This window comes from Pseudonocardia sp. DxW (assembly GCF_058448985.1).
Genome location: NZ_JBZFLK010000003.1, coordinates 63,870 through 88,012 on the forward strand (window position 1 = coordinate 63,870; position 24,143 = coordinate 88,012).

General features: G+C 74.0%; 20 protein-coding genes. 6 read left to right on the top strand and 14 right to left on the bottom strand.

The genetic code is table 11. The features are described from left to right. Window positions 1-23 precede the first annotated feature (23 nt). The gene (locus ACVJO7_RS05395) at window positions 24-1,313 is read left to right on the top strand and encodes a SatS C-terminal domain-containing protein (RefSeq protein ID WP_491671988.1); all 1,290 of its coding nucleotides are present in this window, start codon (window positions 24-26) and stop codon (window positions 1,311-1,313) included. Here the strand turns inward: ACVJO7_RS05395 and ACVJO7_RS05400 are convergent. After that, window positions 1,246-2,415, bottom strand: a complete 1,170-nt coding sequence (locus ACVJO7_RS05400) for an adenosine deaminase (RefSeq protein ID WP_491671989.1) — start codon at window positions 2,413-2,415, stop codon at window positions 1,246-1,248. The two genes, ACVJO7_RS05395 and ACVJO7_RS05400, sit on opposite strands and share 68 nt — an antisense overlap. Before the next feature lie 198 nt (window positions 2,416-2,613). Here ACVJO7_RS05400 and ACVJO7_RS05405 point away from each other — a divergent pair, with 198 nt between their 5' ends. Next, a complete protein-coding gene (locus tag ACVJO7_RS05405; RefSeq protein WP_344029152.1) occupies window positions 2,614-3,939 on the top strand; it encodes a PA containing protein in 1,326 nt (441 codons plus the stop codon). Between the two features lie 59 nt (window positions 3,940-3,998). Here the strand turns inward: ACVJO7_RS05405 and ACVJO7_RS05410 are convergent, their stop codons facing one another. The 8 genes from ACVJO7_RS05410 to ACVJO7_RS05445 all read right to left on the bottom strand — a co-directional run bounded on the left by ACVJO7_RS05410 (window position 3,999) and on the right by ACVJO7_RS05445 (window position 13,863). Next, window positions 3,999-5,129, bottom strand: a complete 1,131-nt coding sequence (locus ACVJO7_RS05410) for a MalY/PatB family protein (RefSeq protein WP_491671990.1) — start codon at window positions 5,127-5,129, stop codon at window positions 3,999-4,001. Between the two features lie 25 nt (window positions 5,130-5,154). Further along, window positions 5,155-6,930: a murein biosynthesis integral membrane protein MurJ gene (gene murJ / locus ACVJO7_RS05415; RefSeq protein WP_344029147.1), complete on the bottom strand. Its 1,776-nt coding sequence runs from the start codon at window positions 6,928-6,930 to the stop codon at window positions 5,155-5,157. A 181-nt stretch (window positions 6,931-7,111) separates the two neighbouring features. Continuing rightward, window positions 7,112-8,404, bottom strand: coding sequence for a thymidine phosphorylase (locus tag ACVJO7_RS05420; protein ID WP_491671991.1), 1,293 nt, complete (start codon window positions 8,402-8,404; stop codon window positions 7,112-7,114). After that, window positions 8,401-8,817 carry a cytidine deaminase gene (locus ACVJO7_RS05425; protein ID WP_344029817.1) on the bottom strand — a complete coding sequence of 139 codons (417 nt, stop codon included), beginning with the start codon at window positions 8,815-8,817 and terminating at the stop codon, window positions 8,401-8,403. The genes ACVJO7_RS05420 and ACVJO7_RS05425 overlap by 4 nt, the downstream gene beginning before the upstream one ends. 36 nt (window positions 8,818-8,853) lie before the next feature. Next, on the bottom strand, window positions 8,854-10,092 hold the full coding sequence (locus ACVJO7_RS05430) for an ABC transporter permease (protein ID WP_491671992.1): 1,239 nt from the start codon (window positions 10,090-10,092) through the stop codon (window positions 8,854-8,856). Further along, window positions 10,089-11,165: an ABC transporter permease gene (locus ACVJO7_RS05435; RefSeq protein WP_344029139.1), complete on the bottom strand. Its 1,077-nt coding sequence runs from the start codon at window positions 11,163-11,165 to the stop codon at window positions 10,089-10,091. Before ACVJO7_RS05435 ends, ACVJO7_RS05430 begins: the two co-directional genes overlap by 4 nt. Further along, a complete protein-coding gene (locus ACVJO7_RS05440; protein ID WP_491671993.1) occupies window positions 11,162-12,673 on the bottom strand; it encodes an ABC transporter ATP-binding protein in 1,512 nt (503 codons plus the stop codon). The genes ACVJO7_RS05435 and ACVJO7_RS05440 overlap by 4 nt, the downstream gene beginning before the upstream one ends. Next, window positions 12,670-13,863, bottom strand: coding sequence for a BMP family lipoprotein (locus tag ACVJO7_RS05445; protein WP_491671994.1), 1,194 nt, complete (start codon window positions 13,861-13,863; stop codon window positions 12,670-12,672). Before ACVJO7_RS05445 ends, ACVJO7_RS05440 begins: the two co-directional genes overlap by 4 nt. A 160-nt stretch (window positions 13,864-14,023) precedes the next feature. Between ACVJO7_RS05445 and ACVJO7_RS05450 the strand changes: the two genes are divergently transcribed. The 4 genes from ACVJO7_RS05450 to ACVJO7_RS05465 all read left to right on the top strand — a co-directional run bounded on the left by ACVJO7_RS05450 (window position 14,024) and on the right by ACVJO7_RS05465 (window position 17,880). Next, window positions 14,024-14,485 (top strand): SRPBCC family protein, encoded by a 462-nt coding sequence (locus ACVJO7_RS05450; RefSeq protein WP_491671995.1) that lies wholly within the window; start codon window positions 14,024-14,026, stop codon window positions 14,483-14,485. A gap of 14 nt (window positions 14,486-14,499) precedes the next feature. Continuing rightward, on the top strand, window positions 14,500-15,807 hold the full coding sequence (locus ACVJO7_RS05455) for a D-alanyl-D-alanine carboxypeptidase family protein (protein ID WP_491671996.1): 1,308 nt from the start codon (window positions 14,500-14,502) through the stop codon (window positions 15,805-15,807). 226 nt (window positions 15,808-16,033) lie between these two features. Then, window positions 16,034-17,254 (top strand): DUF222 domain-containing protein, encoded by a 1,221-nt coding sequence (locus ACVJO7_RS05460; protein WP_491671997.1) that lies wholly within the window; start codon window positions 16,034-16,036, stop codon window positions 17,252-17,254. A 125-nt stretch (window positions 17,255-17,379) separates the two neighbouring features. Then, entirely contained in the window at window positions 17,380-17,880 is a 501-nt protein-coding gene (locus tag ACVJO7_RS05465) for an HNH endonuclease (protein ID WP_491671998.1), read from the top strand. A gap of 99 nt (window positions 17,881-17,979) precedes the next feature. Here the strand turns inward: ACVJO7_RS05465 and yhjD are convergent, their stop codons facing one another. From yhjD to ACVJO7_RS05490, 5 genes are all read right to left on the bottom strand, one after another. After that, window positions 17,980-19,044, bottom strand: coding sequence for an inner membrane protein YhjD (yhjD, locus tag ACVJO7_RS05470; RefSeq protein WP_491671999.1), 1,065 nt, complete (start codon window positions 19,042-19,044; stop codon window positions 17,980-17,982). Window positions 19,045-19,085: 41 nt separating this feature from the next. Continuing rightward, window positions 19,086-20,099, bottom strand: coding sequence for a tryptophan--tRNA ligase (trpS, locus tag ACVJO7_RS05475; RefSeq protein ID WP_491672000.1), 1,014 nt, complete (start codon window positions 20,097-20,099; stop codon window positions 19,086-19,088). Between the two features lie 33 nt (window positions 20,100-20,132). Then, window positions 20,133-21,038, bottom strand: coding sequence for a winged helix-turn-helix transcriptional regulator (locus tag ACVJO7_RS05480; protein ID WP_491672001.1), 906 nt, complete (start codon window positions 21,036-21,038; stop codon window positions 20,133-20,135). A gap of 217 nt (window positions 21,039-21,255) precedes the next feature. Further along, window positions 21,256-21,453 (bottom strand): hypothetical protein, encoded by a 198-nt coding sequence (locus tag ACVJO7_RS05485; RefSeq protein WP_344029114.1) that lies wholly within the window; start codon window positions 21,451-21,453, stop codon window positions 21,256-21,258. A gap of 76 nt (window positions 21,454-21,529) precedes the next feature. Beyond that, on the bottom strand, window positions 21,530-24,133 hold the full coding sequence (locus ACVJO7_RS05490; protein WP_491672002.1) for a bifunctional FO biosynthesis protein CofGH: 2,604 nt from the start codon (window positions 24,131-24,133) through the stop codon (window positions 21,530-21,532). Between the last annotated feature and the right edge of the window lie 10 nt (window positions 24,134-24,143).

Sequence of the window (24,143 nt, forward strand, 5' to 3'; positions counted from 1 at the left end):
CCGATCGAGATAGGGTCCGCATCGTGGCAAGCGACATCGTCCCGATCCGGCTCGCTCTCACCCGGGGCGACGTGGTCACCCTGTGGGCTCCCCCCTGGCGGGAGGACGGCGAGGAGTGGGAGGCCTTCCTCGGCGACGACGAGCACGTGTTCGTCTTCGACGAGGTCGCGGGTCTCGCCGCCTTCGTGCGGACCGCCTCCGGGCACGACCTGGAGGACCATCCCGCCTGGTCGGCGGTTCCCGGCCTGCCGGTCGGCGACCTGACACCGGACGACGCGCACCGGTACGACCTCGTCGGGCTGCCCGAGCTGGCCGCCGAGGACCCGGACGCCTGGACCGTGCAGGAGCTGCACGAGGCCGTCTCGATGGTCCGGTCGCTGGCCGACGTCTGCGATCTGGAGAACGTCGTCGCCGCGCTGGACGGTGAACCCGCGTTCGCGCTGCTCCGCGAGGGGGCCGGCGCGTTCGCCGGCCGGGACGGCGCCAAGCGCTGGGCCGCGCTGTCCGAGGCGGTCGCCCAGCACTGGGACGAGATCGTCGACACCGTCGACGGCCTGGTCGCCACCCCCGAGGTGGACGCCGGGGCGCTGGAGAAGGCCCGCACCGAGGCCGCCGAGTGGGAGGCCGCCCAGGCCGACGGCACGGACGACACCGGCGACTCCGGCGACACCGACGACGAGGCCACCGACGGCGAGAACGACGGGGCCGCGGCGATCGGTGCCGGCGACCGGGATGTCGCGGAGGGGCCGACCGGCTTCTGGGCCGAGGTCGGCATCGACCCGATCCGGATCGAGAACGGTGACACCTCCCTGGTGACGCTGCGCTGCTACCTCGACGACAAGCCGGTGTTCCTCGGATCGGACGGCCGGATCGACGTCTTCGGCTCCGAGGAGGAGCTGGTCGCGGCGCTGGCCGATCCGGAGCACCCCGCGGTAGCGGGCACCGACCTGGCCGCGGCGGTCACCTTCGCCGAGGTGCTGGCGGCCGCGAGGGCGGGCGAGCTGGACGCGACGGTCGAGGACATGAACACCTACGTGCTCACCGGCATCGGCTCCGATCTCGCCGAGGGCGTCCTCGACCTGGACCCGGTCCAGCTCGACCTCGCCTCGGAGCTGCTGACCGACGTCGGCGAGTGGGCGGGCGATCCCGAGCCCGCCGAGTCCCTCGCCGAGTCGAGCAGCCTGGGCTGGCTGGTGTCGTTCGTGGTCCGGCCGGACCCGACCCGGATGGCGCCGAGCCCGCCGTTCACCCGGGAGGCGCAGGCCTGGAGCGAGCTGGTGGCCGGGCTCGCGGCCCGGCTGCGCCTCCGGTGAGCTCGGCGTAGCCCGGCCGGATGACGTCCCGGATCAGCGCGACCCGCTCGTCGAACCCGATGAAGGCGGACTTCATCGCGTTCACCGTGAACCACTCGAGGGTGTCCCAGCCGTAGCCGAACACCCCGGCCAGGTCGGTGAGCTCGCTGGTCATGGTGCAGCCGGACATGAGCCGGTTGTCGGTGTTGACCGTGACCCGGAACCGCAGCTCGGTGAGCAGCCCGATCGGGTGCTCGGCCAGCGACGCCGCGGCGCCGGTGTGCACGTTCGAGGTCGGGCACATCTCCAGCGGCACCCGCATGTCCCGGACGTAGGCGGCCAGCCTGCCGATCCGGTGCTCCGGCCCGTCCGGGCCGGTGCCCGTCGTGATGTCGTCGACGATCCGGACGCCGTGCCCCAGCCGGTCCGCGCCGCACCACTGGATGGCCTCCCAGATCGACGGGAGCCCGAACGCCTCGCCGGCGTGGATGGTGACGTGCGCGTTCTGCTGGCGGACGTACTCGAAGGCGTCCAGGTGCCGGGTGGGCGGGAACCCCTTCTCGGCGCCGGCGATGTCGAAGCCGACCACGCCCGCGTCCCGGTGCCGCACGGCCAGCTCGGCGATCTCCCGGGACCGCGCGGCGTGCCGCATCGCGGTCAGCAGCGTGCCGATCCGGATGGTGCGCCCGCTCGCGGCGGCCCGCTCGGTGCCGATCCGGAACCCGTCCAGCACGGCGGCGATCACCGCGTCGACGTCCAGGCCGCCCTCGACGTGCAGCTCCGGCGCGAACCGCACCTCGGCGTAGACGACGCCGTCGGCGGCCAGGTCCTCGGCCGCCTCGGCGGCGACCCTGGTCAGCGCCTCCCGGCTCTGCATGACCGCGACCGTGTGCCCGAACGTCTCCAGGTAGCGGACCAGCGAGCCGGAGTGCGCGGCGCCCAGGAACCAGGCGGCCAGCTCCTGCGGGTCGGTCGTCGGGAGCTTGTCGTAGCCGGTCTCGCGGGCCAGCTCGGTGACCGTCCCGACCCGCAGTCCGCCGTCCAGATGATCGTGCAGCAGCACCTTGGGGGCGCGCCGGACGGTGTCGTGGGTGAGCGGGATCGGCGCGGGGTTCTCTGCCACCCGCGCACGGTACCGATCCCGGCCGCCCGTTCGGCGTGGCGTCCTGCACCGGCCGTGCGGGCCTGCAATGATCATCCCGATCCGGCGGCGAGAACGGCCCCCGGACGGCTCAATGCAACACCGTCCGTCGACCCTCGAACGGCGGTCGCTACCCTCTGGGCACTCCCCACTTGGCTCAGAGGAAGCGCAGCAGGTGCCATGAGCGACACTTCGAACCTCTCGTTCGACCGGATGCGCGGCATGCTCATGCGGGCGGCCGAGATCCGCGACAGCGAACAGCAGCAGATCTTCGACTCCCTCGACGAGATCCACGCCCGGCTTGCCGCACTGGACGCCATCGGCACCGTGCGCAAGAAGCTCACCGAGCTCCCCGACCGGACCGAGCTCAACGTCCTGGCCGAGCGGCTCGACGAGACCGTGACCAAGCTGGACAACCAGGAGGTCATCCTCGGAGCGATCACCCGCGCCATCGAGTCCCTGCCGGACAAGCTGGCGAAGCCGATCGCCCAGCTCGACGGCAGGCTGGACGGCATGAGCGGCCGGCTCGAGGGGGTGTCCGGCCGGATGGACGGGCTGGACGACCGGCTCGGCGGGCTGCACAAGCGGCTCGACGACCTGGACAACCGGCTCGACCGGCACGAGATGCGCCTGGACGCGATGCCCAACGCGGTCGCCTCTCCGATCAAGGAGCGCATCGAGGGCGTCGAGCGGCAGGTCAAGGACCAGCTCGACGCCGCCGTCGGCTCCTTCGAGGAGACCGGCGAGGGCCTGCGCAACCTGCTCGGCGACACCTCGGTCGGCCTGCACCGCAGGCTGGAGGAGCTGGCCCAGCGGCCCGCCGTCGACCCGACGCCGGGCTTCGAGGCGCTCACCGAGCGGCTCGAGGCGCTGTCGGCCCGGCTGGAGGAGGTCGGCGGCCGGCTGGACACCGTCGAGTCCGGCATGGAGGGCAGGCTCAGCGACCTCGACGGCTCGGTCAAGGAGCGGGTCGGCAAGCTCGGCGGCTCCCTCAAGGACCGGATCGGCGAGCTCGACGGCTCGGTGCAGAACCGGCTGGGCGAGCTCGCCAGCGGTGTCGAGGAGAAGCTCGACGGCTTCGACACCCGGCTGGACAAGCTCTCCGGTGACGTCGAGGGCCGGTTCGACCGGCTCTCCGAGGGCGTCGACACCCGGCTGGCGAAGCTGGCCGAGAGCGTCGACACCCGGTTCGACACGCTCTCCGGCGACGTCGACGGCCGGCTGTCCGGTCTCGACGCGGTGCTGCGGGACCGGCCGGACACCGGCTCGGTCACCGAGCTGGTGACCCGCGCCAATGCAGACTCGGAGCGGCGCAACGCCAGCCAGCTGGACGAGGCGATGGCGACCTTCGCCGAGCTCATCATGGGGCGGGGCGGGCAGTACGCCCAGCAGACCCCGCCGCCCCCGCCGCGGCCCGCGCAGCGCCGGTCCCGGTCCAAGGTCGCGGTGAAGAGCCAGAACGGCGCCTCGGCGGCCGATCTGGTCTCCGACGACCCGGACGACTGACACCGCGAGCAGCACGGCGACGCCGCGATCCCCACCCGGGGGTCGCGGCGTCGTCGTGTTCAGGGCAGGGCGGCGGCCATCCGCTGCACCGCCTCGGTGAGGACGTCCGGATGCGTCGCCAGGTTCAGCCGCAGGTGCCCGGCCCCGCCCGCACCGAACGGCTCCCCGGCGTTGAGCGCGACCCGGCCGCGCTCCAGGAATGTCGCCGCCGGATCGTCGGGACCGAGCCCGCGGCAGTCCAGCCAGGCCAGGAACGTCGCCGGGGCCGGCCGGTAGCCGATCCCGGGCAGGTGCTCGGCGAGCAGCCCGGCCAGCAGCTCCCGGTTCCGGGCGAGCGCCGCGACGAAGCCGTCCAGCCAGCCGCGGTCCGACTCCAGCGCGGCGACGTGCGCATGCACGGCGACGTGGCTCGCGCCGACCTCCAGCATGTCGGCGGGCAGCCGGTCGATCGGCGCCGCCGGCCCGCCGACGGCGACGGCCGCCTTCAGCCCGGCCAGGTTCCAGCCCTTCGACGCCGACATCAGGCTGAACCCGTCCTCCGCGCCGGGCACGCTCAGCCACGGCGTGAACGGCGTGCCGGGATCGACCAGCGGGGCGTGGATCTCGTCGGCGACCACGGTGATCCCGTGCCGGCGGGCCGCGGCGGCGACCGCGGCGAGCTCGTCGGCGGTGTGCACGGTGCCGGTCGGGTTCTGCGGTGAGCAGAGCAGGAACGCCCGCACCCGGGGCAGCGCGAACGCGCGCTCCAGGGCGTCCGGGTCGAGCCGCCCGGCGGCGGTCAGCGGCGCGGACACCGGCTCCCACCCGGCGTGCCGGAGGAACGCGAAGAACGGCGGGTACACCGGCGGGGTCACCGCGACCGCGTCGCCGGGCGGGACGACCGCGCGCAGCGCCTCGACGACGCCCTGCATCACGTCCGGCACGACGAGCGCGCGCGCCGGATCGAGCCCGTCCCAGCCCCAGCGGTCCCGGGCGAACGCGGCCAGTGCGCGGGCGTAGCCGTCGCCGGCCGGGTAGCCGGTGTCGCCGTCGGCGAGCGCCCGGTTGACCGCGGCCAGCACCCCGGGCGCCACCGGCACGTCGGCCTCGGCGACCCAGAGCGGGAGGACGTCGTCGTCGTAGGTCCGCCACTTCATGCTGGTGCGGCGGCGCAGCTCGGTCAGCGTCGGGAACTCCAGGAGGTCCGGCACGCCACCGATCCTGGCACGGGAGCGCTCAGCGGCGGGCGAGCCGCCGGAACACCGCGTCCAGCTCGGCGACCTTCAGCAGCCGCATCCCGGCGACGGCCAGCGGCAACGCGATCAGCGTCCCGCCGAGCAGCAGCGTCCACGCCTGCGCGACGACCGGCCAGTCCGCGATCGCCGGCTCGGCGAGCCGGGTCAGGCCCCAGGCGATCGCCGCGGCCGCACCGGAGGCGGCAGTCACCTTCACCAGGCAGCGCAGCACCTCGACGCTGCGGACCCGGCCGAGCCTGCGGCGCAGCAGCCACTGCCCGATCAGCGCGCCGCCGACGAACGACAGCGAGTTCGCCGCGGCCAGCCCGAGCACCACCTGGCCCGGCGGCAGCAGCAGCGGGCAGGCGAGCAGCAGCGGGATCTTCACGCCGACCATGCCGACCTGGATCAGGGTCGGCGTGCGGGAGTCGGTCATCGCGTAGAAGACCCGCATCTGCAGCATCGTCACCGCGTAGGGCAGCAGCCCGAACGCCGACCAGGCGACGGTCTCCCCCAGCCGGGCCGCGCCGTCCCCGCTGCCGGCGCCGACCGAGAACAGCGCGGTGCCCAGCGCGCCGCCGAACGCGGTCATCACCGCGGCGATCGGGACCAGCCCGACGGTGGACAGCCGGGCCCCCAGCGACAGGTCCGTCACCACCTGGTCGGTGTCGCCCTGCGCCGCGGCCCGGCTCATCCGCGGCATCAGCGCGGTCAGCAGGGACACCCCGAGGACGCCGTAGGGCACCTGCAGCAGCAGCCAGGCGTTCATGTAGGTGGCGACCGAGCCGCCGTCCGCGGCGGCCGCGACCCGGGTGGTGACGATGTAGCCGGCCTGCCCGACCAGCACGTAGCCGACGATCCACAGGGCCATCCCGCCGGCCAGCGAGAGCCGCGGGTCCCAGCCCCACACCGGCCGGTAGGAGAACCCGATGCGGCGCATGAACGGGATCAGCACGGCCGCCTGCACGACGATGCCCAGCGTCGTCCCGAGCCCCAGCACCAGCAGCTTCGGGTCGCCCATCCGCACCGGATCGGCGGAGATCTCGCCGGGCACCAGCGCGTAGACGGCGAGCACGCCGAGCACCACGACGTTGTTCAGCACCGGCGCCCAGGCGAACGGCCCGAACACCTGCTTGGAGTTGAGGATCGCGCCGAGCAGCGCCCCGATCCCGTAGAAGAAGATCTGCGGCAGCAGCAGCCAGGCGAACGCCGTCGCCAGCGCCGGATTGGCCTCGCCGCCGTCGCCGGAGCCCAGGTAGAGCCGGGTGAGCAGCGGCGCGGCGGCCATCGCGAGCAGCGTCGCCAGCAGCAGCGCCACCCCGACGACGGTCAGCAGGCGACGGGTGAACCGCTCGCCGCCGTCCGGGTCCTCGGCCTGGGCGCGGACCAGCACCGGGATCATCACGCTGGTCAGGACGCCGCCGAGGAGCAGCTCGTAGACGATGTTCGGCAGCGTGTTCGAGATCGTGTACGAGTCGTTGACGACTGCGAACCCGAGCACCGCGACGATCGCCAGGTTCCGCAGGAAGCCGGTCACCCGGCTGACCAGGCTGGCGATCGCGATCATGCCGGAGGAGCGGACCAGCGAGCCCGCGTTCTCGGTGCCCCCGCCCGCGGGCCCGGCGGGCTCGGCGGGTTCCGGGACCCGGTCGATCGGGGTGGTCGGCGGGCCGTCGTCCGGCGGGACCGACGGTCGCTGGACCGGGCGGGTGACCTCCTCCGGAGCCTCCGGCGGCTGCACCGACTCCGCGGGTGCGCGTCCGGCCCGTTCCGGCATCACCGGACGGGGTATCGGAGCCCGCCGGGGCGGTCGATCCTCACGCATCGCGCCCATCGTGCCGGATCGGTCGCGGACGGTGCGTAGGCCCCGGCGCACCCGGGACGTCAGGGGCAGGGCATGATCACCGTCCCGGTGCGCCCGGCCACGCGGATCGCGGCTCCGTGCACCGGGACGGCGATCACCCGCGGCGGACGTCCAGGATCAGCTCGCGGGGGGCGGGCGGATCGGCGGTGATCAGCAGCGCCGCGCCGGCCAGCAGCCGCCGGGCGTCGGGGATCCGGTCCGGGGTGTCGGTGTGCAGTTCCAGCAGCGGTGTCCCGGCCCGCACCTGGTCGCCGGGCGCGACGAGCAGCCGCACCCCGGCGCCGGCCTGCACCGGGTCCTCCTTGCGGGCCCGCCCGGCGCCGAGCCGCCAGGCCGCGGTCCCGACGGCGAGCGCGTCGGCGCCGGCGAAGATCCCGGACCGGTCCGCGGTCACCGTCTCCACGTGCCCGGCCACCGGCAGCGGCGCCGACGGGTCGCCGCCCTGGGCGGCGATCATCCGTTCCCACACCGGGTACGCCGCGCCGGAGGCGAGCACCTGCGCGGGATCGGCGTCGGTGATCCCGGCCAGCGCGAGCATCTCGGACGCGAGCGCCACGGTCAGCGCGACGACGTCCGGCGGGCCGCCGCCGCGCAGCACCTCGACCGACTCCGCCACCTCCAGCGCGTTCCCGACGCAGCGGCCCAGCGGCCGGGACATGTCGGTGAGCAGCGCCGTCGTCGGGAGCCCGTGCGCGGCCCCGATCTCGGTCATCGCGTCGGCCAGCTCGCCGGCCCGGGCGGCGTTCTTCATGAACGCCCCGGAGCCGACCTTGACGTCGAGGACCAGCCCGCCGGTCCCCTCCGCCAGCTTCTTGCTCATGATCGAGCTGGCGATCAGCGGGACCGACTCGACGGTGCCGGTGACGTCGCGCAGCGCGTAGAGCCGCCGGTCCGCGGGGGCCAGGGTGGGCGTCGTCGCGCAGATCACGGCGCCGACGTCGGCGAGCTGCGCGGTGATCTCGGCGGTGCTCAGCGACGCCCGCCAGCCGGGGATCGCCTCCAGCTTGTCCAGGGTGCCGCCGGTGTGGCCCAGCCCGCGCCCGGACAGCTGCGGGACGGCGGCGCCGCAGGCCGCGACGAGCGGCGCCAGCGGCAGCGTGATCTTGTCCCCGACGCCGCCGGTGGAGTGCTTGTCCACCAGCGGGCGTCCGACGTCGCCGAAGTCGAGCACCTCGCCGGAGTCGATCATCGCCTGGGTCCAGTGCGCGGTCTCGGCCGTGTCCATCCCGTTGAGCAGGATCGCCATGGCCAGCGCGGCCATCTGCTCGTCGGCGACCTCGTCGCGGGTGTAGGCGCCGACCACCCAGTCGATCTGGTCGCGGCTGAGCTCCCGGCAGTCCCGCTTGGCCGCGATGATCTCGACGGCGCTGAACGACCGGCCGCTCACCGCGCGCTCCCCGGCAGGTGCTCGGGCCCGAACGCGTCCGGCAGCACCTCGGTGAACGGGCGCACCCCGCCCGGGGTGTCGCAGCGCAGCTGCGGTCCGCCGAACTCGTAGAGCACCTGGCGGCAGCGCCCGCACGGCATCAGCAGCTCGCCGGTGCCGGACCGGCAGGCGATCGCGAGCAGCCGGCCGCCGCCGGAGAGCCGCAGCTGCCCGGCCAGGGTCACCTCGGCGCACACGCCGAGGCCGTAGGAGGCGTTCTCGACGTTGCAGCCGGTCACCAGGCGGCCGTCGTCGACGAGTGCGGCGGCGCCGACCCGCAGGCCGGAGTAGGGCGCGTACGCCCAGGCCGCCGCGGTGACGGCGGCCGAGCGAAGCGCGTCCCAGTCCGGGACGGGCGGATCGGGCGCCACCATGTCCGCACCGGCTCCGGTGGGTCCGCCGCCGGCCATCTAGCCGCCCTCCCCGCGGCGGTACTCGTCGCCGAGCCGCGCCGGTGGTCGTAGTCGTTGGGACGCCGCGGCGAGCACGATCAGGGTGACCAGCTGCGGCGCGTAGGACGCGAACTCGCTGGGGACGGTGTCGAACGCCCAGTACAGCGCGTAGACGACGGCGCCGGCGCCGAGGGCGATCGCGGCGGCGGTCCACATCCGGCGGATCGCCCACAGCACCGCGACGACGACGGCGACCAGCGTCGCGCCGTAGAGCAGCGCGTGCACCGCCTCGCCGCCGGCCCGCAGCTGCAGCCCGTCGACGTAGCCGAACAGCGCCGACCCGACCAGCAGCCCTGCCGGCCGCCAGTTGCCGAAGATCATCGCGGCGAGGCCGATGTAGCCGCGGCCGCCGACCTGGTTCTCCAGGTAGCCGAGCTGGCCCGGGTTGAGCACCAGCGCGGCGCCGCCGAGGCCGGCCAGCCCGCCGGAGATGACCACCGCGACGTACTTGTGCGCGATCACGTTCACGCCGAGCGACTCGGCGGCCACCGGGGACTCGCCGGAGCTGCGCAGGCGCAGCCCGAACGCGCTCCGCCAGAGGATCCAGTAGCTGACCGGCACCAGCGCGAAACCCAGCACGACGATCGGGGTCAGCCCGGTGACCAGGCCGGACAGCAGCCCGGCCAGGTCGGAGACGAAGACCCGTTGCTGGGCCTCCAGCGCCCGCAGGCCCGACGACAGGCCGGGCACCGAGAACTGCTCGAAGCCCTCCAGCCGCGGGGACTGGCGCGGGTTCTGCGAGACCGGGGTGAACAGCAGCGTCGCCAGGTACTTGGTGAGGCCGGTGCCGAGCAGGGTGATCGCCACACCGGAGACGATGTGGTTGACGTTGAAGGTGACCGTCGCGACGGCGTGCACCAGCCCGCCGAGCGCGCCGAACGCCAGCCCGCCCAGCACCGCGGCCCACGGCCCCCACTGGTAGCCGGCCCAGGCCGCGCCCCAGGTGCCGAGCACCATCATGCCCTCGAGGCCGATGTTGATGATCCCGGCGCGTTCGGCCCACAGCCCGCCGAGCGCGGCGAACAGGATCGGCAGCCCGAGCCGGACGGCCGCCTCGGAGGTCCCGGAGGACGCGAGCTGGGTCTGCCCGGTGAGCGTGACGGTGACCGAGAGGATCAGCACGAGCCCGGCCGCGATCAGCGCGGACCGCGCCCAGCCGGGCAGCCGGGCGGCCCGTTCCAGCACCGCCGCGGTCATGCCGACGCCCCCACCGGTTGCTGCGGTACCTCGGCGGCCACCCGGCGCTGCTCGGCGCGCCGCTCGATCCGGCGCACCACCTCGTAGGCGACGACGACCGAGAGCACGATCAGGCCCTGCATGATCAGCACGATCTCCCGGGGGATGCCGACGACGTCCAGCGCCACCGCGGACTTGTCCAGGAACGCCCAGAGCAGCGCGCCGAGGGCGATGCCGACCGGGTGGTTGCGGCCCAGCAGCGCGATCGCGATGCCGGTGAAGCCGTAGCCCTGCGGCGAGCTCAGGGTGTAGGCGTGGTCGCGGCCGAGCAGCTCGGGCAGCCCGACCAGCCCGGCGACCGCCCCGGAGAGCAGCAGCGCGATCAGGATGGTCCGGCGCGCGTTCACCCCGCCGGCCGACGCCGCCGTCTTCGACTCGCCGGAGGCCTTCAGCTCGAACCCGAACCGGGTCCGGCCCAGCAGGAACCAGTAGCCGAGCCCGAGCACCATCGCGACGACGACCATGCCGAAGATCTGCCCGTTGCCGACCGGGATCCCCGGGAACCAGCCGGACTCCGGGATCGGCGGGGTGGTGATGTTGTTGCCGCGCAGCTCGCCGAAGGTCTCGGCGCGGATCAGGTAGGCGATCAGCCCGGTGGCGATCGCGTTCAGCATGATCGTCGAGATGACCTCGGAGACGCCCCGGTAGGCCTTGAGCAGCGCCGGGATCGCGATCCACGCGGCCCCGGTCAGCATCGCCACGACCATGATCAGCACGGTGTGCAGCACCGGCGGCAGGATCACCGTGCCGCCGACGATCGCGGCGACGCAGGCGGCGACCCGGAACTGGCCCTCGACGCCGATGTTGAACAGCCGCATCTGGAAGCCGATCGCGACCGCGAGCGCGGCGATGTAGTAGACGGCCGCCGAGTTGACCGTGTCCACCGCGACGGTGCCCGAGCCGAGCTGGGACAGGATCGTGGTGAGCGCCGTCCACGGCGAGGCGCCGCTGATCACCAGGGCGACCGCGCAGAGCAGCGCGGCGACCCCGATCGCCAGTGCGGGTGCGACGACGGCGCCGCCCAGGCGCCTCACGTCGACGCTCCGGTCATCTTGGTGCCCAGCTCCTCCGGGGTGACGGTGGCCGGATCGGCGGTGCCGACCAGCCGCCCGTCCAGGATGACGGCGAGGGTGTCGGACAGGCCGATCAGCTCGTCCAGGTCGGCGGAGACCAGCAGCACCGCGAGCCCGGCCGCGCGGGCCCGGCGCAGCTCCGCCCAGATGCCGGCCTGCGCGCCGACGTCGACGCCGCGGGTCGGGTGCGCGGCGATCAGCAGCACCGGCTCGCCGGAGAGCTCCCGGCCGACGACGAGCTTCTGCTGGTTCCCGCCGGACAGCGCGGACGCCATGACGTCGATGCCGGGGGTCCGGACGTCGAAGCCGGTCACGATCCGCTCGGTGTCGGCCCGCGCGGCGGCGCGGTCGATCAGGCCGCGCCCGCCGATCGGCGGCCGGGACTGGAAGCCGAGGATCCGGTTGGCCCACAGCGGCTGGTCGCCGAGCAGCGCGTGCCGGGTCCGGTCCTCGGGGATGTAGCCGACGCCGTGCTCCCGGCGGGCCATCGTGGACAGCCCGGACACGTCGGTGCCGGAGAGCAGCACCCGGCCGCGGGCGTGCGCCCGCATCCCCATGATCGTCTCGACCAGCTCGGTCTGGCCGTTGCCCTCGACGCCGGCCACCCCGAGCACCTCGCCGGCGTGCACGACGAGATCGACGCCGTCGAGCAGGTCCCGGCCGCCGGCCGGGTCGGGCAGACCCAGGCCCTCGACGCGGAGCACCTCCCGGTCGGTCACCGTCGACTCGCGGGTCTCCGGCGAGGGCAGCTCGGAGCCGACCATCATCTCCGCCAGCTGCGAGTTGGTGACCGATCCCGGATCGGCGGTGCCGACGGTGCGGCCGCGCCGGATCACGGTGATCCGGTCGGCGATCGCCCGCACCTCGTCGAGCTTGTGCGAGATGAACAGGAAGGTGTAGCCGTCGGCCTGCATGGAGCGGACGGTGGCGAACAGCTCGTCGACCTCCTGCGGGACGAGGACCGCGGTCGGCTCGTCCAGGATCACCGTGCGGGCGCCCCGGTAGAGCACCTTGAGGATCTCGATCCGCTGCCGGTCCGCGACGCCCAGGTGCTCGACGAGCAGCTCCGGCCCCGCCGAGAGGCCGACGGTCCGGGACAGCTCGGCGATCCGGGTGCGGGCCGCCCGGCCCATCCCGTGCCGCTTCTCCGCGCCGAGCAGGATGTTCTCGGCGACGGTGAGGTTGTCGGCCAGCATGAAGTGCTGGTGCACCATCCCGATCCCGGCGGCGATCGCGTCGGCCGGGGTCCGGAAGTGCACCGGCTCCCCGCCGACGGCGATCGTGCCCTCGTCCGGCGCCTGCATCCCGTAGAGGATCTTCATCAGGGTCGACTTGCCCGCGCCGTTCTCCCCGCAGAGCGCGTGCACCTCGCCGCTGCGCACGGCGAGGTCCACGCGATCGTTGGCGACGACACCGGGGAACCGCTTGGTGATCCCGCGCAGTTCGACCGCGTGCTGCTGCTCGGTCACTTGGTGGACTGGACCTCGATCTCACCGGCGATGATCGCGGCCCGGTACGCCTCGAGCTGCGGCGTGATGTCGTCGACGAAGCCACCGGAGGTGGAGTAGCCGACGCCGTCGTTGGCGAGATCGAAGCGCTCCGGGAGCGAGTCGACGGTGTTCCCGGCGACGGCGTTCACGTAGTCGTACACCGCCACGTCCACCCGCTTGATCATCGACGTCATGATGACATCGCGGACGGCGGTCAGCTGCGGCGAGTTGTACTGGTCGGAGTCGACCCCGATCGCCCGCTGCCCGGCGGTCTGCGCGGCGGCGAACACGCCCTGGTTGGACTGGCCGGCCGCGGCGAAGGAGATGTCGGCGCCGCCGTCGTACTGGCCGGCGGCGATCTCGGTGCCGCGGGTGGCGTCGTTGAAGCCGGTGAAGTCACCGGCCGGGGAGATGTAGGCCGAGTCGATCTGGATGTCCGGTGCGACGGCCTGGGCGCCCTGCTCGTAGCCCGCGTCGAACTTCTGGATCAGCGGGCTGTCCACGCCGCCGATGAAGCCGACCCGGCAGGTCTCGGTCTTCAGCGCGGCCGCGACGCCGACCAGGAACGACCCCTGCTCCTCGGCGAACACCAGCGGGGTGACGTTCGGCAGGTCGACGGTGTCGTCGTCGACGATGGCGAACTGGGTGTCCGGGAACTCGGTCGCCACGGTCTGCACGCCGTTGGCGTAGTTGAAGCCGACCGCGATCACCGGGTTGAAGCCGCCCTGGACGAGCTGGCGCAGCCGGGTGGTCCCGGCGTCCTCGCTCTCGCCCGGCTGGGCGGTGGCCTCGCGGGTGTTCTCCCGGACCAGGCCCAGCTCCTCCACGGCGCGGTCCAGGCCGGCCGCCGCGGCGTCGTTGAACGACGCGTCGCCGCGCCCGCCGATGTCGTAGGCCAGGCCGACCCGCAGCGCGCTCGCGTCCGCGGGCGCCGCCTCGGGGGCCGGCTGCGCGCTGGCCGCCGGGACCGACGGCGGCGCGACCCGCTCGCACTCGCCCTGGGCGGCTCCCCCGCCGCCACCGGTGTCGCGGGCACAGCCCGACAGCGCGAGTGCCGCGACGGCCCCGACTGCGATCGCGGTCGCGAACCTGCTCCGCCGTCCGATGCGCTGGTTGTTCCGCACGAACGTCCTCCCCCGTTCCGGCGCCCGCCGGTCGGCGGCGCGCATCCCGCGGGACGGTAACCGCTCACCGCGCCGAGCGGCAGGGTCGCAACAGCGCTGTGACCGGACGCGTCGACAGGCGGTCGAGAAGCGGGCGGGCGGTAGTCTCCGCGCGCCCGGAGTCGATCTCTGCCGGGCCAGTCGCGTCGAGGAGGACGGTGCCGTCGTGGACCGAGCGGAACTGACCGTGCAAGCGCCGCCGGAGCGGGTGTGGGAGCTGGTCTCCGACATCACCCGGGCCGGCGAGTGGAGCCCGGAGGCCACCGGCGGCCGCTGGCGCGGCGATGCCACCGGGCCCGCGGTGGGTGCCCGGTTCGTCGGGCTCAACCGGCACGGCGTGATCCGCTGGCCGACCCACTGCCGGGTCACCGAGTGCGAGCCGGGCCGCCGGTTCACCTTCGTGGTGACCGAGTCGAGGACGGCGTGGGGCTGGGTGCTCACCCCGACCGACGACGGCGCAGGCACCCACGTCGTCGCCTGGCGGGAGAGCGTGGGCACGCCCGCGCTGCCGGTCCGGCTGCTGCAGCGCAGCGGGCTGCTCGGCCGGGACCGGGAGACGATGATGCGCGACGGGCTGGAGCAGAGCCTGCAGCGGGTGCGGACGATCGTGGAGGTCCCCGCCGGGTAGGGCATGCTGCCCGGGTGCCCAGCGCCCCGGGATGGCTCGTCCTGCTGTCGGTGCCGCTGATCCTGAGCGGTGCGGCGCCCGCGGCGCCGGTGGCCGGGCTCGCCACGGCGCCCGCGCCGGTGGCCGTGGCCTGCCCGGGCCAGGAGGTGCCGCCGGGACCGGCCGCCGAGGAGGAGACCGTGCCGGTGGCGCCGCTGCCGGCGCCGGATCCGCCGGTCGGCGGGCTCACCGGCTGCGCCGAGGCGCACGCCGGACCGGTCCCGCCGCCGCCGGTCGGGGTGGCGTCGTACCTGGTCGCCGACCTGGACTCGGGCGCGGTGCTCGCCGCCCGGGCCCCGCACGCCCGGCACCGTCCCGCGTCGACGATCAAGCTGCTGCTCGCCCTCGTCGTCGACGACGTCCTGCCGCCGGACCGGGTCGTCACCGGCACCGTCGAGGACGCGAACATCGAGGGCAGCCGGGCCGGGATCGGCCCCGGCGGCCGGTACACCGTCGAGCAGCTGCTGCACGGCCTGCTGCTGGCGTCCGGGAACGACACCGCGCACGCTCTGTCCCGCGAGCTCGGCGGCACCCCCGCGACGCTCGCCGCCATGCACGACGCGGCCCGCGGCCTGGGGGCGCTGGACACCCGGCCCGCGACCCCGTCCGGTTTGGACGGCCCGGGCATGTCGTCGTCGGCCTACGATCTCGCACTGGTCCTGCGGGAGGCACTGGACCGCCCGCGGCTCGCAGCCGTGCTGCGGTCCCCGGGCATCCCGTTCCCCGGGTTCGCCGACCGGCCCGGCTTCGAGCTCGGCAACGGCGACCGGATGTTCGGCACCCCCGGCTTCCTGGGCGGCAAGAACGGCTTCACCGACGCGGCGCGGCACACCTACGTCGGTGCCGTCGAGCGGGACGGGCGGCGGCTGGTGGTGGCACTGGTGCGCGGCGAGCCGCAGCCGGTGCGGATGGTCGACCAGGCGCGGGCGCTGCTCGACTGGGGTTTCGGCGTCACCGCGGCCGGGATCGGGACACTGGTGGCGCCGGGCGACGTGCCGGCCGATCCGGCATCGACCGGCCCGGGATCGCCCGTCCCGGGCCCGACCGGTCCCGGCCTGACCGGGGCGGACCCGGCCGATCCGGCGCCGTCCGGGTCCGGGGGGTCCGCGACCGCGGGGAGTCCCGCGGCGGGTGATCCCGCCGCGCCCGGGGACCCGGGATCGTCCCGGACCGACGCCGACGGGACCGGTCCGTCCGCGGCGATCATCGTCGGAGCGGTCGCCGCGGCGGTCGGCGTGATCGCGGCGGTGATGGCGGTGCTGCGGCGCCGACTGCGGGGCTGACCCGGGGTCCGCCGGTCCGGGTCGGTCGGCGTGGAGACGGGAGGGACGCCGCAGCGAGCGGCTGCCGCGCGATGGCGAACCGGTGCCGCGCAGTGGCAAGCCCGTGCCGCGCGATGGCGAGCGAGTACGACGCCGAGCCGGGCGCCACCGGGAACGCGGTCCTGGCCGGCCGGACCACGGACGTCGGCCTGCCGCTCGCGCGGCTCGTCGGCCAGTCCGTCGCCGGGTGCGACAACAACCCTGTCCTGAGTGGATTTCCCCCCGACTTTCTTCTAGAGAACAACCAGCCCAACCCGATAGAATCGAACACATGGTCGATATCGACGGTGCGCTGCTCAGTCCCGAGGCGGTCGCCGCCGACCCCTGCCCGCACGGCATGACCCGCGACCTGTGCGCCCTACTGTGCGGAGACGAGAACAGCGAGCCGGTCGTGGTGGTGGACCCGACCCGGCCGGTGGGATTCGCACTGGCACTGGACTGCCAACTCGCCGCCGACAGCCCCGAGCTGTTGAGTGACGCCCAGGTGCTCGACGTCGTCGAAGGCGCCGAACGCCTCGAGCGATGGGCCTCGGCGTTGCGGACCCGGATGCTGGCAGCGTTCGCCGACCGGCACCCACCCGGCAGCAGCGCCGCACCACCGGGCGCCGACCCCCGGGCGGTCACACCGGTGGGCCGCTGGCTGCCCGACCAGGTCGCGTTGACCTTGCGGGTGTCGCTGGAAGAGGCCCGCTGCCTGCTGGCCGGCGCGGCCCGGTTCTCCCACGTACTGCCCGCGACCCTGGCCGAATGGGAGGCCGGGCGGATCGACCAACGCAAGGCCGAGGCCATCGCACACGCCACCAGCGTGCTCGACGACGAACAGGCCCGCGAGGTCGAAGCGCGGGTGCTGCCCGGCGCGGCGGCGGCGATCCGCCGGTTGCTGCAGGACCGGCTGCGGCGCGCGGTGGCCCGGGTCGATCCCGACGGCGCGGCGCGACGGCACGAGCGGGCGAAGACCGACCGCCGGATGTCGATCAGCCGCTCCGAGGACGGGATGGCGTCGCTGTGGCTGTCCGCAGCAGCCGAGCAGACCGAGGCGTCGTGGCGGTCGGTGGACCGGCTGGCCCGATCGTTGGGTGCTGATGACCCGCGGACACTGGACCAGCGGCGGGTCGACCTGGCGCACCAACTGCTGCAGGGCACGATGACGGTCACCGACGTGGAGACCATCCGGGAGGCCGTCAACCGGATCCTGGGATCCGACCCGACCGACCCGACCGGCACGGCCGACCCGTCCGGGCCGGATGGCGGTGCCGCCGGAACCGGTGGGGGCATCGGGCAGGTCGATCGGGTCGCGGGGGCAGCCGGATACGTGGGCCCCCCCCGGCCGAGATACTCGCCGAGATCGTCGCCGCCGTACTGGCGGCACGCCCCGATCCAGGCACGGCGATCGGACGCAAACCACTGATCCAGGTCGTCGTCTCCCTCGACACACTGCTCGGCGACGACCACCCCGCCGAACTGGTCGGACACGGCCCGATCCCCGCCACCACCGCACGCGCCCTGGCCGCCGGCGGCACATGGACCCGCCTCGTGATCGACCCGCTGTCCGGAACGGTCCGCGACCGGGGCCGCAGCACCTACACCCCACCCGAGGACATGGCCGACCTCATACGAGCCCGCGACGGCCTCTGCCGCGGACCACCGTGCAGCCGACCGATCCGCGACCTCGACCACCTCATCCCCTGGGCCCACGGCGGCACCACCGACACCACGAACCTGCACGGCCTGTGCCTGCACCACCACAAGCTCAAGGACACACCCGGCTGGCAGGTCCTCGCCGCAGCCGACGGCTCACTGACCTGGATCAGCCCGTGCGGGCACCGGGAGACCACCCACCCACACGACTACCGACCCCACCTCCACGACGCACACACGACACCGCCCTCCAACGGCTCCGCGACCGCAACCACCACGGCGCCGGCAGCCACGACCGCGGCGACCACGGCCACGGCGACCACGACGTCCATCGCGGCCACGGCAGCGACGGCGCGAGTCGATGCCGATGCCGAAGCCGATGCCCCGCCGTTCTGACCCGGCGCGGGAAGGGGACCGGGGACGCGGGAAGGGATGGACGGAGGGAGCACCCGGCGCGAGAGGAGCGCCCGGCGCGGTAACGAGATGGCTCCGGGCTCAGCGGCGACGGCGGCCCAACGCCCGCAGCCCCAGCGCGCCGCCGATCAGTCCGGCGGTGACCAGGCCGGCCGAGGCGAGCGCGCCGGGGCCCTCCCGCACCACGTACTGCGGCCGGATCACGGCCGGGCCGGGGATGTCGCGCGGTCCCTGGTCGTTCTCCTCGGCGCTGGCCGCCCAGGCAGTCACGAACAGCAGGAACCGGGAGGTGAAGAAGATGAAGATCAGCAGACCGAGGATGGAGCCGAACGCGGCACCGGCCGGGGTCTGACCGATGGTGCCCAGGTAGACGACCATCACCCGCTGCAGAACGGCGAAGCCGATCGCGCCGATCAGCGCGGCCTTCGCGGCACTGCGGAAGGTGACCGGCTCGCGGGGCAGCCGGGCGATCACCCAGAGGAACACCAGCCAGTTCCCGAGCAGGCCGACCAGGAACCCGACGACGTTCAACAGCACGATCGCCCAGCTCGCGCCGCCGAGGCCGACCAGGCCGAGCAGGTAGCTGCCGAGCGCGCCGGTGACCGAGGCGATGGCGAACGACAGCACCAGGGCCAGACCGAGCCCGACCAGCGCCAGCAGGTCGAACGCCAGCCGCTTGATCATCGGCGGGGCCTCGTCGCGCTGCCCCCACTGCTCGGTGAGCGCCTCGCGGAGGTTGCTCATCCAGCCGATCCCGGAGTAGAGCGCGCCGACCAGGCCGATCAGGCCGATCGCACCCGCCCGGTTGATCGCCGTGTCGACGACGCCGTCGAGGGTCTGCCCGAGGTCACCGGGCACCGCCGAGGTAATGCCCTCGCGCAGCTGCTCCACCAGGTCGGGATTGCCGCGCAGCACGAACCCGGCGACGGCGAACGCCACCATCAGCAACGGCACCAGCGCCAGGATCGAGAAGTAGGTGATCGCCGCGGCGTAGTGGTCGCCGTGGTTCTCGGTGTAGCGCTCCCCGGCCCGGACCAGGTGGTCGAGCCAGGGGTGCTTCTCCCGCTGGCGCTCGAGGAAGGTCGGGCCCTCCTCCTCGTCGTCGTCGAACCGGTGCGCCGTCGTCGTCGGACGGTTGTCGGCCATCGTTCCCCCGGGGTCGGTCGTGCTCGCCCGCCCGGGACTCGTCAGCCTGCGGGCGGGAGGAAGCCGATCCTCTCGTGAACTGCGGCCAGTGTCGCGCCGGACACCTCGCGCGCCCGGGTGGCACCGTGCGCCAGAACCCGGTCCAGCTCCGCCGGGTCGGCGAGATAGCCGCGGACCCGCTCGGCGAACGGCTCCGCGAAGGCCGCGACGATCTCGCCGAGGTCCTTCTTGAGATCGCCGTAGCCGCGGCCCTCGTACTCGGCCTCGACCTCGGAGACCTTCCGGTCGGTCATCGCCGCGTTGATCGTCAGGAGGTTCGCGATGCCCGGCTTGGTCTCCGGGTCGTAGCGGATCTCACGCTCGTTGTCGGTGACCGCCGAGCGGATCTTCTTGGCGGACGTCTTCGGCGGGTCCAGCAGCTCCACGATCCCGGACGGCGACGACGCCGACTTGCTCATCTTCGCCGTCGGGTCCTGCAGGTCGAAGATCTTCGCCGTGGCCTGCGGGATGTGGGGCTCGGGCACCTGGAACGTCGCGCCGAAGCGGTGGTTGAACCGCTGCGCCAGGTTGCGGGTCAGCTCCAGGTGCTGGCGCTGGTCCTCGCCGACCGGCACCTGATCGGCCTGGTAGAGCAGGATGTCGGCGGCCTGCAGCACCGGGTAGGTGAACAGCCCGACGGTGGCGCGGTCGGCCCCGTGCCGCGCCGACTTGTCCTTGAACTGGGTCATCCGGCCGGCCTCGCCGAACCCGGTGATGCACTCCAGCACCCAGCTCAGCCGGGCGTGCTCGGGCACGTGCGACTGCACGAACAGGGTGCACCGCTGCGGGTCCAGGCCGAGGCCGAGCAGCTGCGCCGCGGCCACCCGGGTCCGCTGCGCCAGTTCCTTCGGGTCGTGCTCGACGGTGATCGCGTGCAGGTCGACCACGCAGTAGAACGCCTCGTGGCTCTCCTGCAGCGCGACCCACTGCCGCAGCGCGCCCAGGTAGTTGCCGAGATGGAACGAGTCGGCGGTGGGCTGGATCCCGGAGAGCACGCGGGGACGGCGGTCGGTCATGAACGGCATCCTCGCAGCCCCCGGCGGACGCGGTCAGCTCGGTTGTACCGGCGACACCGAACCCCGGTCGAACGCCGCACCGCACCGGTCGCAGACCAGCCGGACCTGCAGCACCGCACCGCAGGCGCGGTGCCGGATCGTGAGGTCCACCGGCGACCCGTCGATCCCGGCGTGCCAGCGGAGCGACCAGTCGACCAGACAGGCGAAGATCGGGAACGACGCGATCCCCTTCTCGGTGAGCCGGTAGCTGCCGTCCCCGGTGCGCGCCAGCACCCCCAGCTCGACGAACCGGCGCAGTCGGTCGGAGAGCACCTCCGGGGAGATCGCGAGCGCGTCGGCGATCCCGCTGAACGAGCGGAGCCCGGTCAGCGCGGCGCCGAGCACGGTGGCCCCCCAGCGGTCACCGATGATCTCCATCGCCCCGGGGAGCAGGGACATCGGGTCGTCCGGGAGCCGGCCGCGGGTGCGCCGCGGGTGCTGGCGCGCCAGCTGCTCCAGGCCGGGCGTCCCGGGCGTCCGGTGCACCGTGGTGTCCCGCGCCCCGACCCGCTCGCCGCAGGCCGCGCAGCAGGTCAGCACCCCGGCCGGGGCGCCGCAGGCCCGGTGCACGATGTCCGGCAGCGGGACCTCCCGGGGCACCCAGGACTTCTCCCAGTGCCAGGTGGTGATCAGCAGCTTCCAGACGTCGGCGCCGCGCTCGGTCAGCGCGTACTCGCGCCGCTCCCGGCCGCCCTCACGGTAGGGCCGGGTCTGCAGCAGCCCCGCGTCGACCAGCGACCGCAGCCGCGCGGACAGCGTCGCGTCGGAGATGTTGAGGGTGTCCCGCCAGCCCGCGTAACGGCGCACCCCGAGGGCCGCCCGCTGCAGGATCAGCAGGGTCCAGGTGTCCGCGAGCAGGCCGAGCCCGCACCCGACGGCGCCCAGCTTCTGCGCCCGCACTTGCCCGCCTCCCTTGACCAGCCCCGATCATGATCGTACTGTGAGGGTCTGACTCTGCCGATCGAAGCCGGGCCGCGCAACGGGGAGCGCCAGCGGACGGGGCGGAGTGTGGATCGGGCTCGGGGGGTCCGATCCACCCGGACGGCCGGTCCGGATCCGCGGCGGCGCTGAGGGGGAGGTCGCCACGGTCCGGCCGGTCGTGCGTGGGTGCGACGGTCTAGCCGGCGGACTGCCCGCTGTCGTCCGGGTTCCCGGACTGCTCGTCGTCACCGGTCTCCGGAGCGGGCGCCGGCTGCATCGTCACGACGCCCTTCTCCAGGTCGATCGGGCCCAGCCGCCACTGCTCCCCGCCCTGCGCGGCGTCCGAGTCCTCGTGGATCCGCTTCCGCGGGAACATCTCTCCGAGCACGCTCATGCCACCACCGTACGACGGTTCCGCCGCCCGGCGGCGGCCCCGGCGGCGGGCCGGGTGGCGCGGCCGGTCCGGCCGCTCAGGCCGGGGTCAGCGGCAGCATCGTCGGACCGGGCCGCGGGGCCGGGACCAGCGTCGTCGGCTCACCCCGGTAGGTGGTCGTCCGCTGCCGCACCGGGCGCCCGGCGCCGTGCGCGATCGCGGTGAGCTCCTCCACCGAGCGCTCCGAACCGTTCTCCGAGCCGGCCATCCGGCTGATCGTCTCCTCCATCAGGGTGCCGCCCATGTCGTCGGCCCCACCGGCGAGCACCTCGGCGGCCAGGTCGTCGCCGAGCTTCACCCAGGACACCTGGATGTGGTCGATCCGCCCGTGCAGCGCGAGCCGGGCGAACGCGTGCACCGCCCGGTTGTCCCGCTCGGTCGGCCCGGGCCGGGCGAGTCCGGCCAGGTAGATCGGCGCGTTGTGGTGCACGAACGGCAGCGGGACGAACTCGGTGAACCCGGCCGCGTTGTGCTCACTGGCGCGGTCCTGGATCGAGGCCAGGGTGCGCAGGTGCCCGAGCCAGTGCCGCGGCTCGTCGACGTGGCCGTACATCATCGTCGACGACGACGGGATCCCCAGCTCGTGCGCCGTGGACACGACCTCGATCCACTGCGCGGCCGGGAGCTTGCCCTTGGTGAGCACCCAGCGGACCTCGTCGTCGAGGATCTCCGCGGCGGTGCCCGGGATCGAGCCGAGGCCGGCCGCCTTCAGCTCGGTGAGCCACTCCCGGATCGACACGCCCGCCTTGGCCGCCGCGGAGACGACCTCCATCGGGGAGAACGCGTGCACGTGCATCCCGGGGACGGCCTCGTGCACCGCACGGACCAGATCGCCGTAGAACGAGGTGGGCAGCTGCGGGTCGATCCCGCCCTGCACGCAGACCTCGGTCGCGCCGTCCCGGGCGGCCTCGGCGGCCCGCGCGGCGACGTCGTCGAGGGAGAGCCGGAACGCGTCGGCGTCCCGCTCACGCTGGGCGAACGCGCAGAACCGGCAGCCGACGTAGCAGACGTTCGAGAAGTTGATGTTCCGGTTGACGACGTAGGTGACGTCGTCCCCGTTCACCGACCGGCGGACGTCGTCGGCGAGACCCAGCAGGGTCCGCAGCGCGGGACCGTCGGCGGTGAGCACCGCCATCGCGGCCGCGGCGTGCGCCGGATCGAGCAGCGCCGCCGGATCGGACGCGGCCAGGTCCAGGCCGGCCTTCACGTCGCCGTCGAGCCGCTCGGGCGCCCGCGAGCGCTGCTCGGCCAGCTCGGCGGCCACCTCGTCCCAGTCGCCGTAGACCGAACCGAAGTCGGTGCGCCGGTCGTCGGTGCGCCCGGTGGTGTCGATGGTGCTGTTCAGGTCGGTGCGCCCGGTGGAGGCGAACCCGCCGTCCGGCTCCTGCCAGGGCCGCCCCTCGACGACCACGCCCGGATCGGCGAGGCCGTCGGCGGTCGCCAGTGCGGCGACGTGGCCGTGCAGCCGGGTGTCGATCCACGGCGACCCGGCGCGCACGTACTTCGGGTAGGCGGTGAGCCGCTCCCGCAGCTCGAAGCCCTCGGCGGCGGTGACCCGGGCCAGCTCGTCGACGGCCGGCCACGGCATCTCCGGGGACACGTGGTCCACGGTCACCGGGGAGACCCCGCCCCAGTCGTCGATGCCGGCGCGCACCATCAGCCCGAACTCCTCGCCGACCAGGTTCGGCGGGGCCTGCAGCCGGATCTTCGGGCCGAGCACGACGCGGGCGACGGCGATCGTCGCGGCCAGGTCGTCGAGATCGGCGTCCGGGTCGTTCGCCATCGCGGTGTCCGGCTTCGCCCGGAAGTTCTGGACGATCACCTCCTGCACGTGCCCGTGCGCCCGGGCGGCGGAGCGGATCGCGAACAGCGACTCGGCCCGCTCGGTGCGGTTCTCGCCGATCCCGATCAGGATCCCGGTGGTGAACGGGATGCCGACCCGGCCGGCGTCGGTCAGCGCGCGCAGCCGGACGGCGGGCTCCTTGTCGGGGCTGCCGAAGTGCGGGCCGCCCTTCTCGAACAGCCGCTGCGAGGTGGTCTCCAGCATCATCCCCATGCTGGCCGCGACCGGCTTGAGCCGGGTCGCCTCCTCCCAGGACATGACGCCCGGGTTGAGGTGCGGCAGCAGCCCGGTCTCCTCCAGCACGGCGATCGCGCAGGCCCGGACGTAGTCGAGCGTCGAGTCGTAGCCGCGGGCGTCGAGCCACTCACGGGCCTGCGGCCAGCGGTCCTCCGGCCGGTCGCCGAGGGTGAACAGCGCCTCCTTGCACCCCTGCGCGGCGCCCTGGCGGGCGATCTCGACGACCTCGTCGCGCTCCAGGAACATCGACTCGAGGCGGTGCGGCACGGTCGCGAACGTGCAGTAGTGGCAGCGGTCGCGGCAGAGCCGGGTCAGCGGGATGAACACGTTGCGGGAGTAGGTGACGACGCCGGGGCGCCCTTCCTCGACCAGCCCCGCGTCACGCACCCGGCCCGCGTGCGTGAGCAGCTCGTCGAGATCGTCGCCGCGCGCGGCGAGCAGCACCGCGGCCTCGGTGACGTCCAGCGTCGCGCCGTCCCGGACGCGCCGCAACGCCCGCCGGATCGCGGAGGCGGACGGGGCGGCCTGGGCCGGAACGGAATCGGCAGGAGTGTCGGCCATGGACCCACAG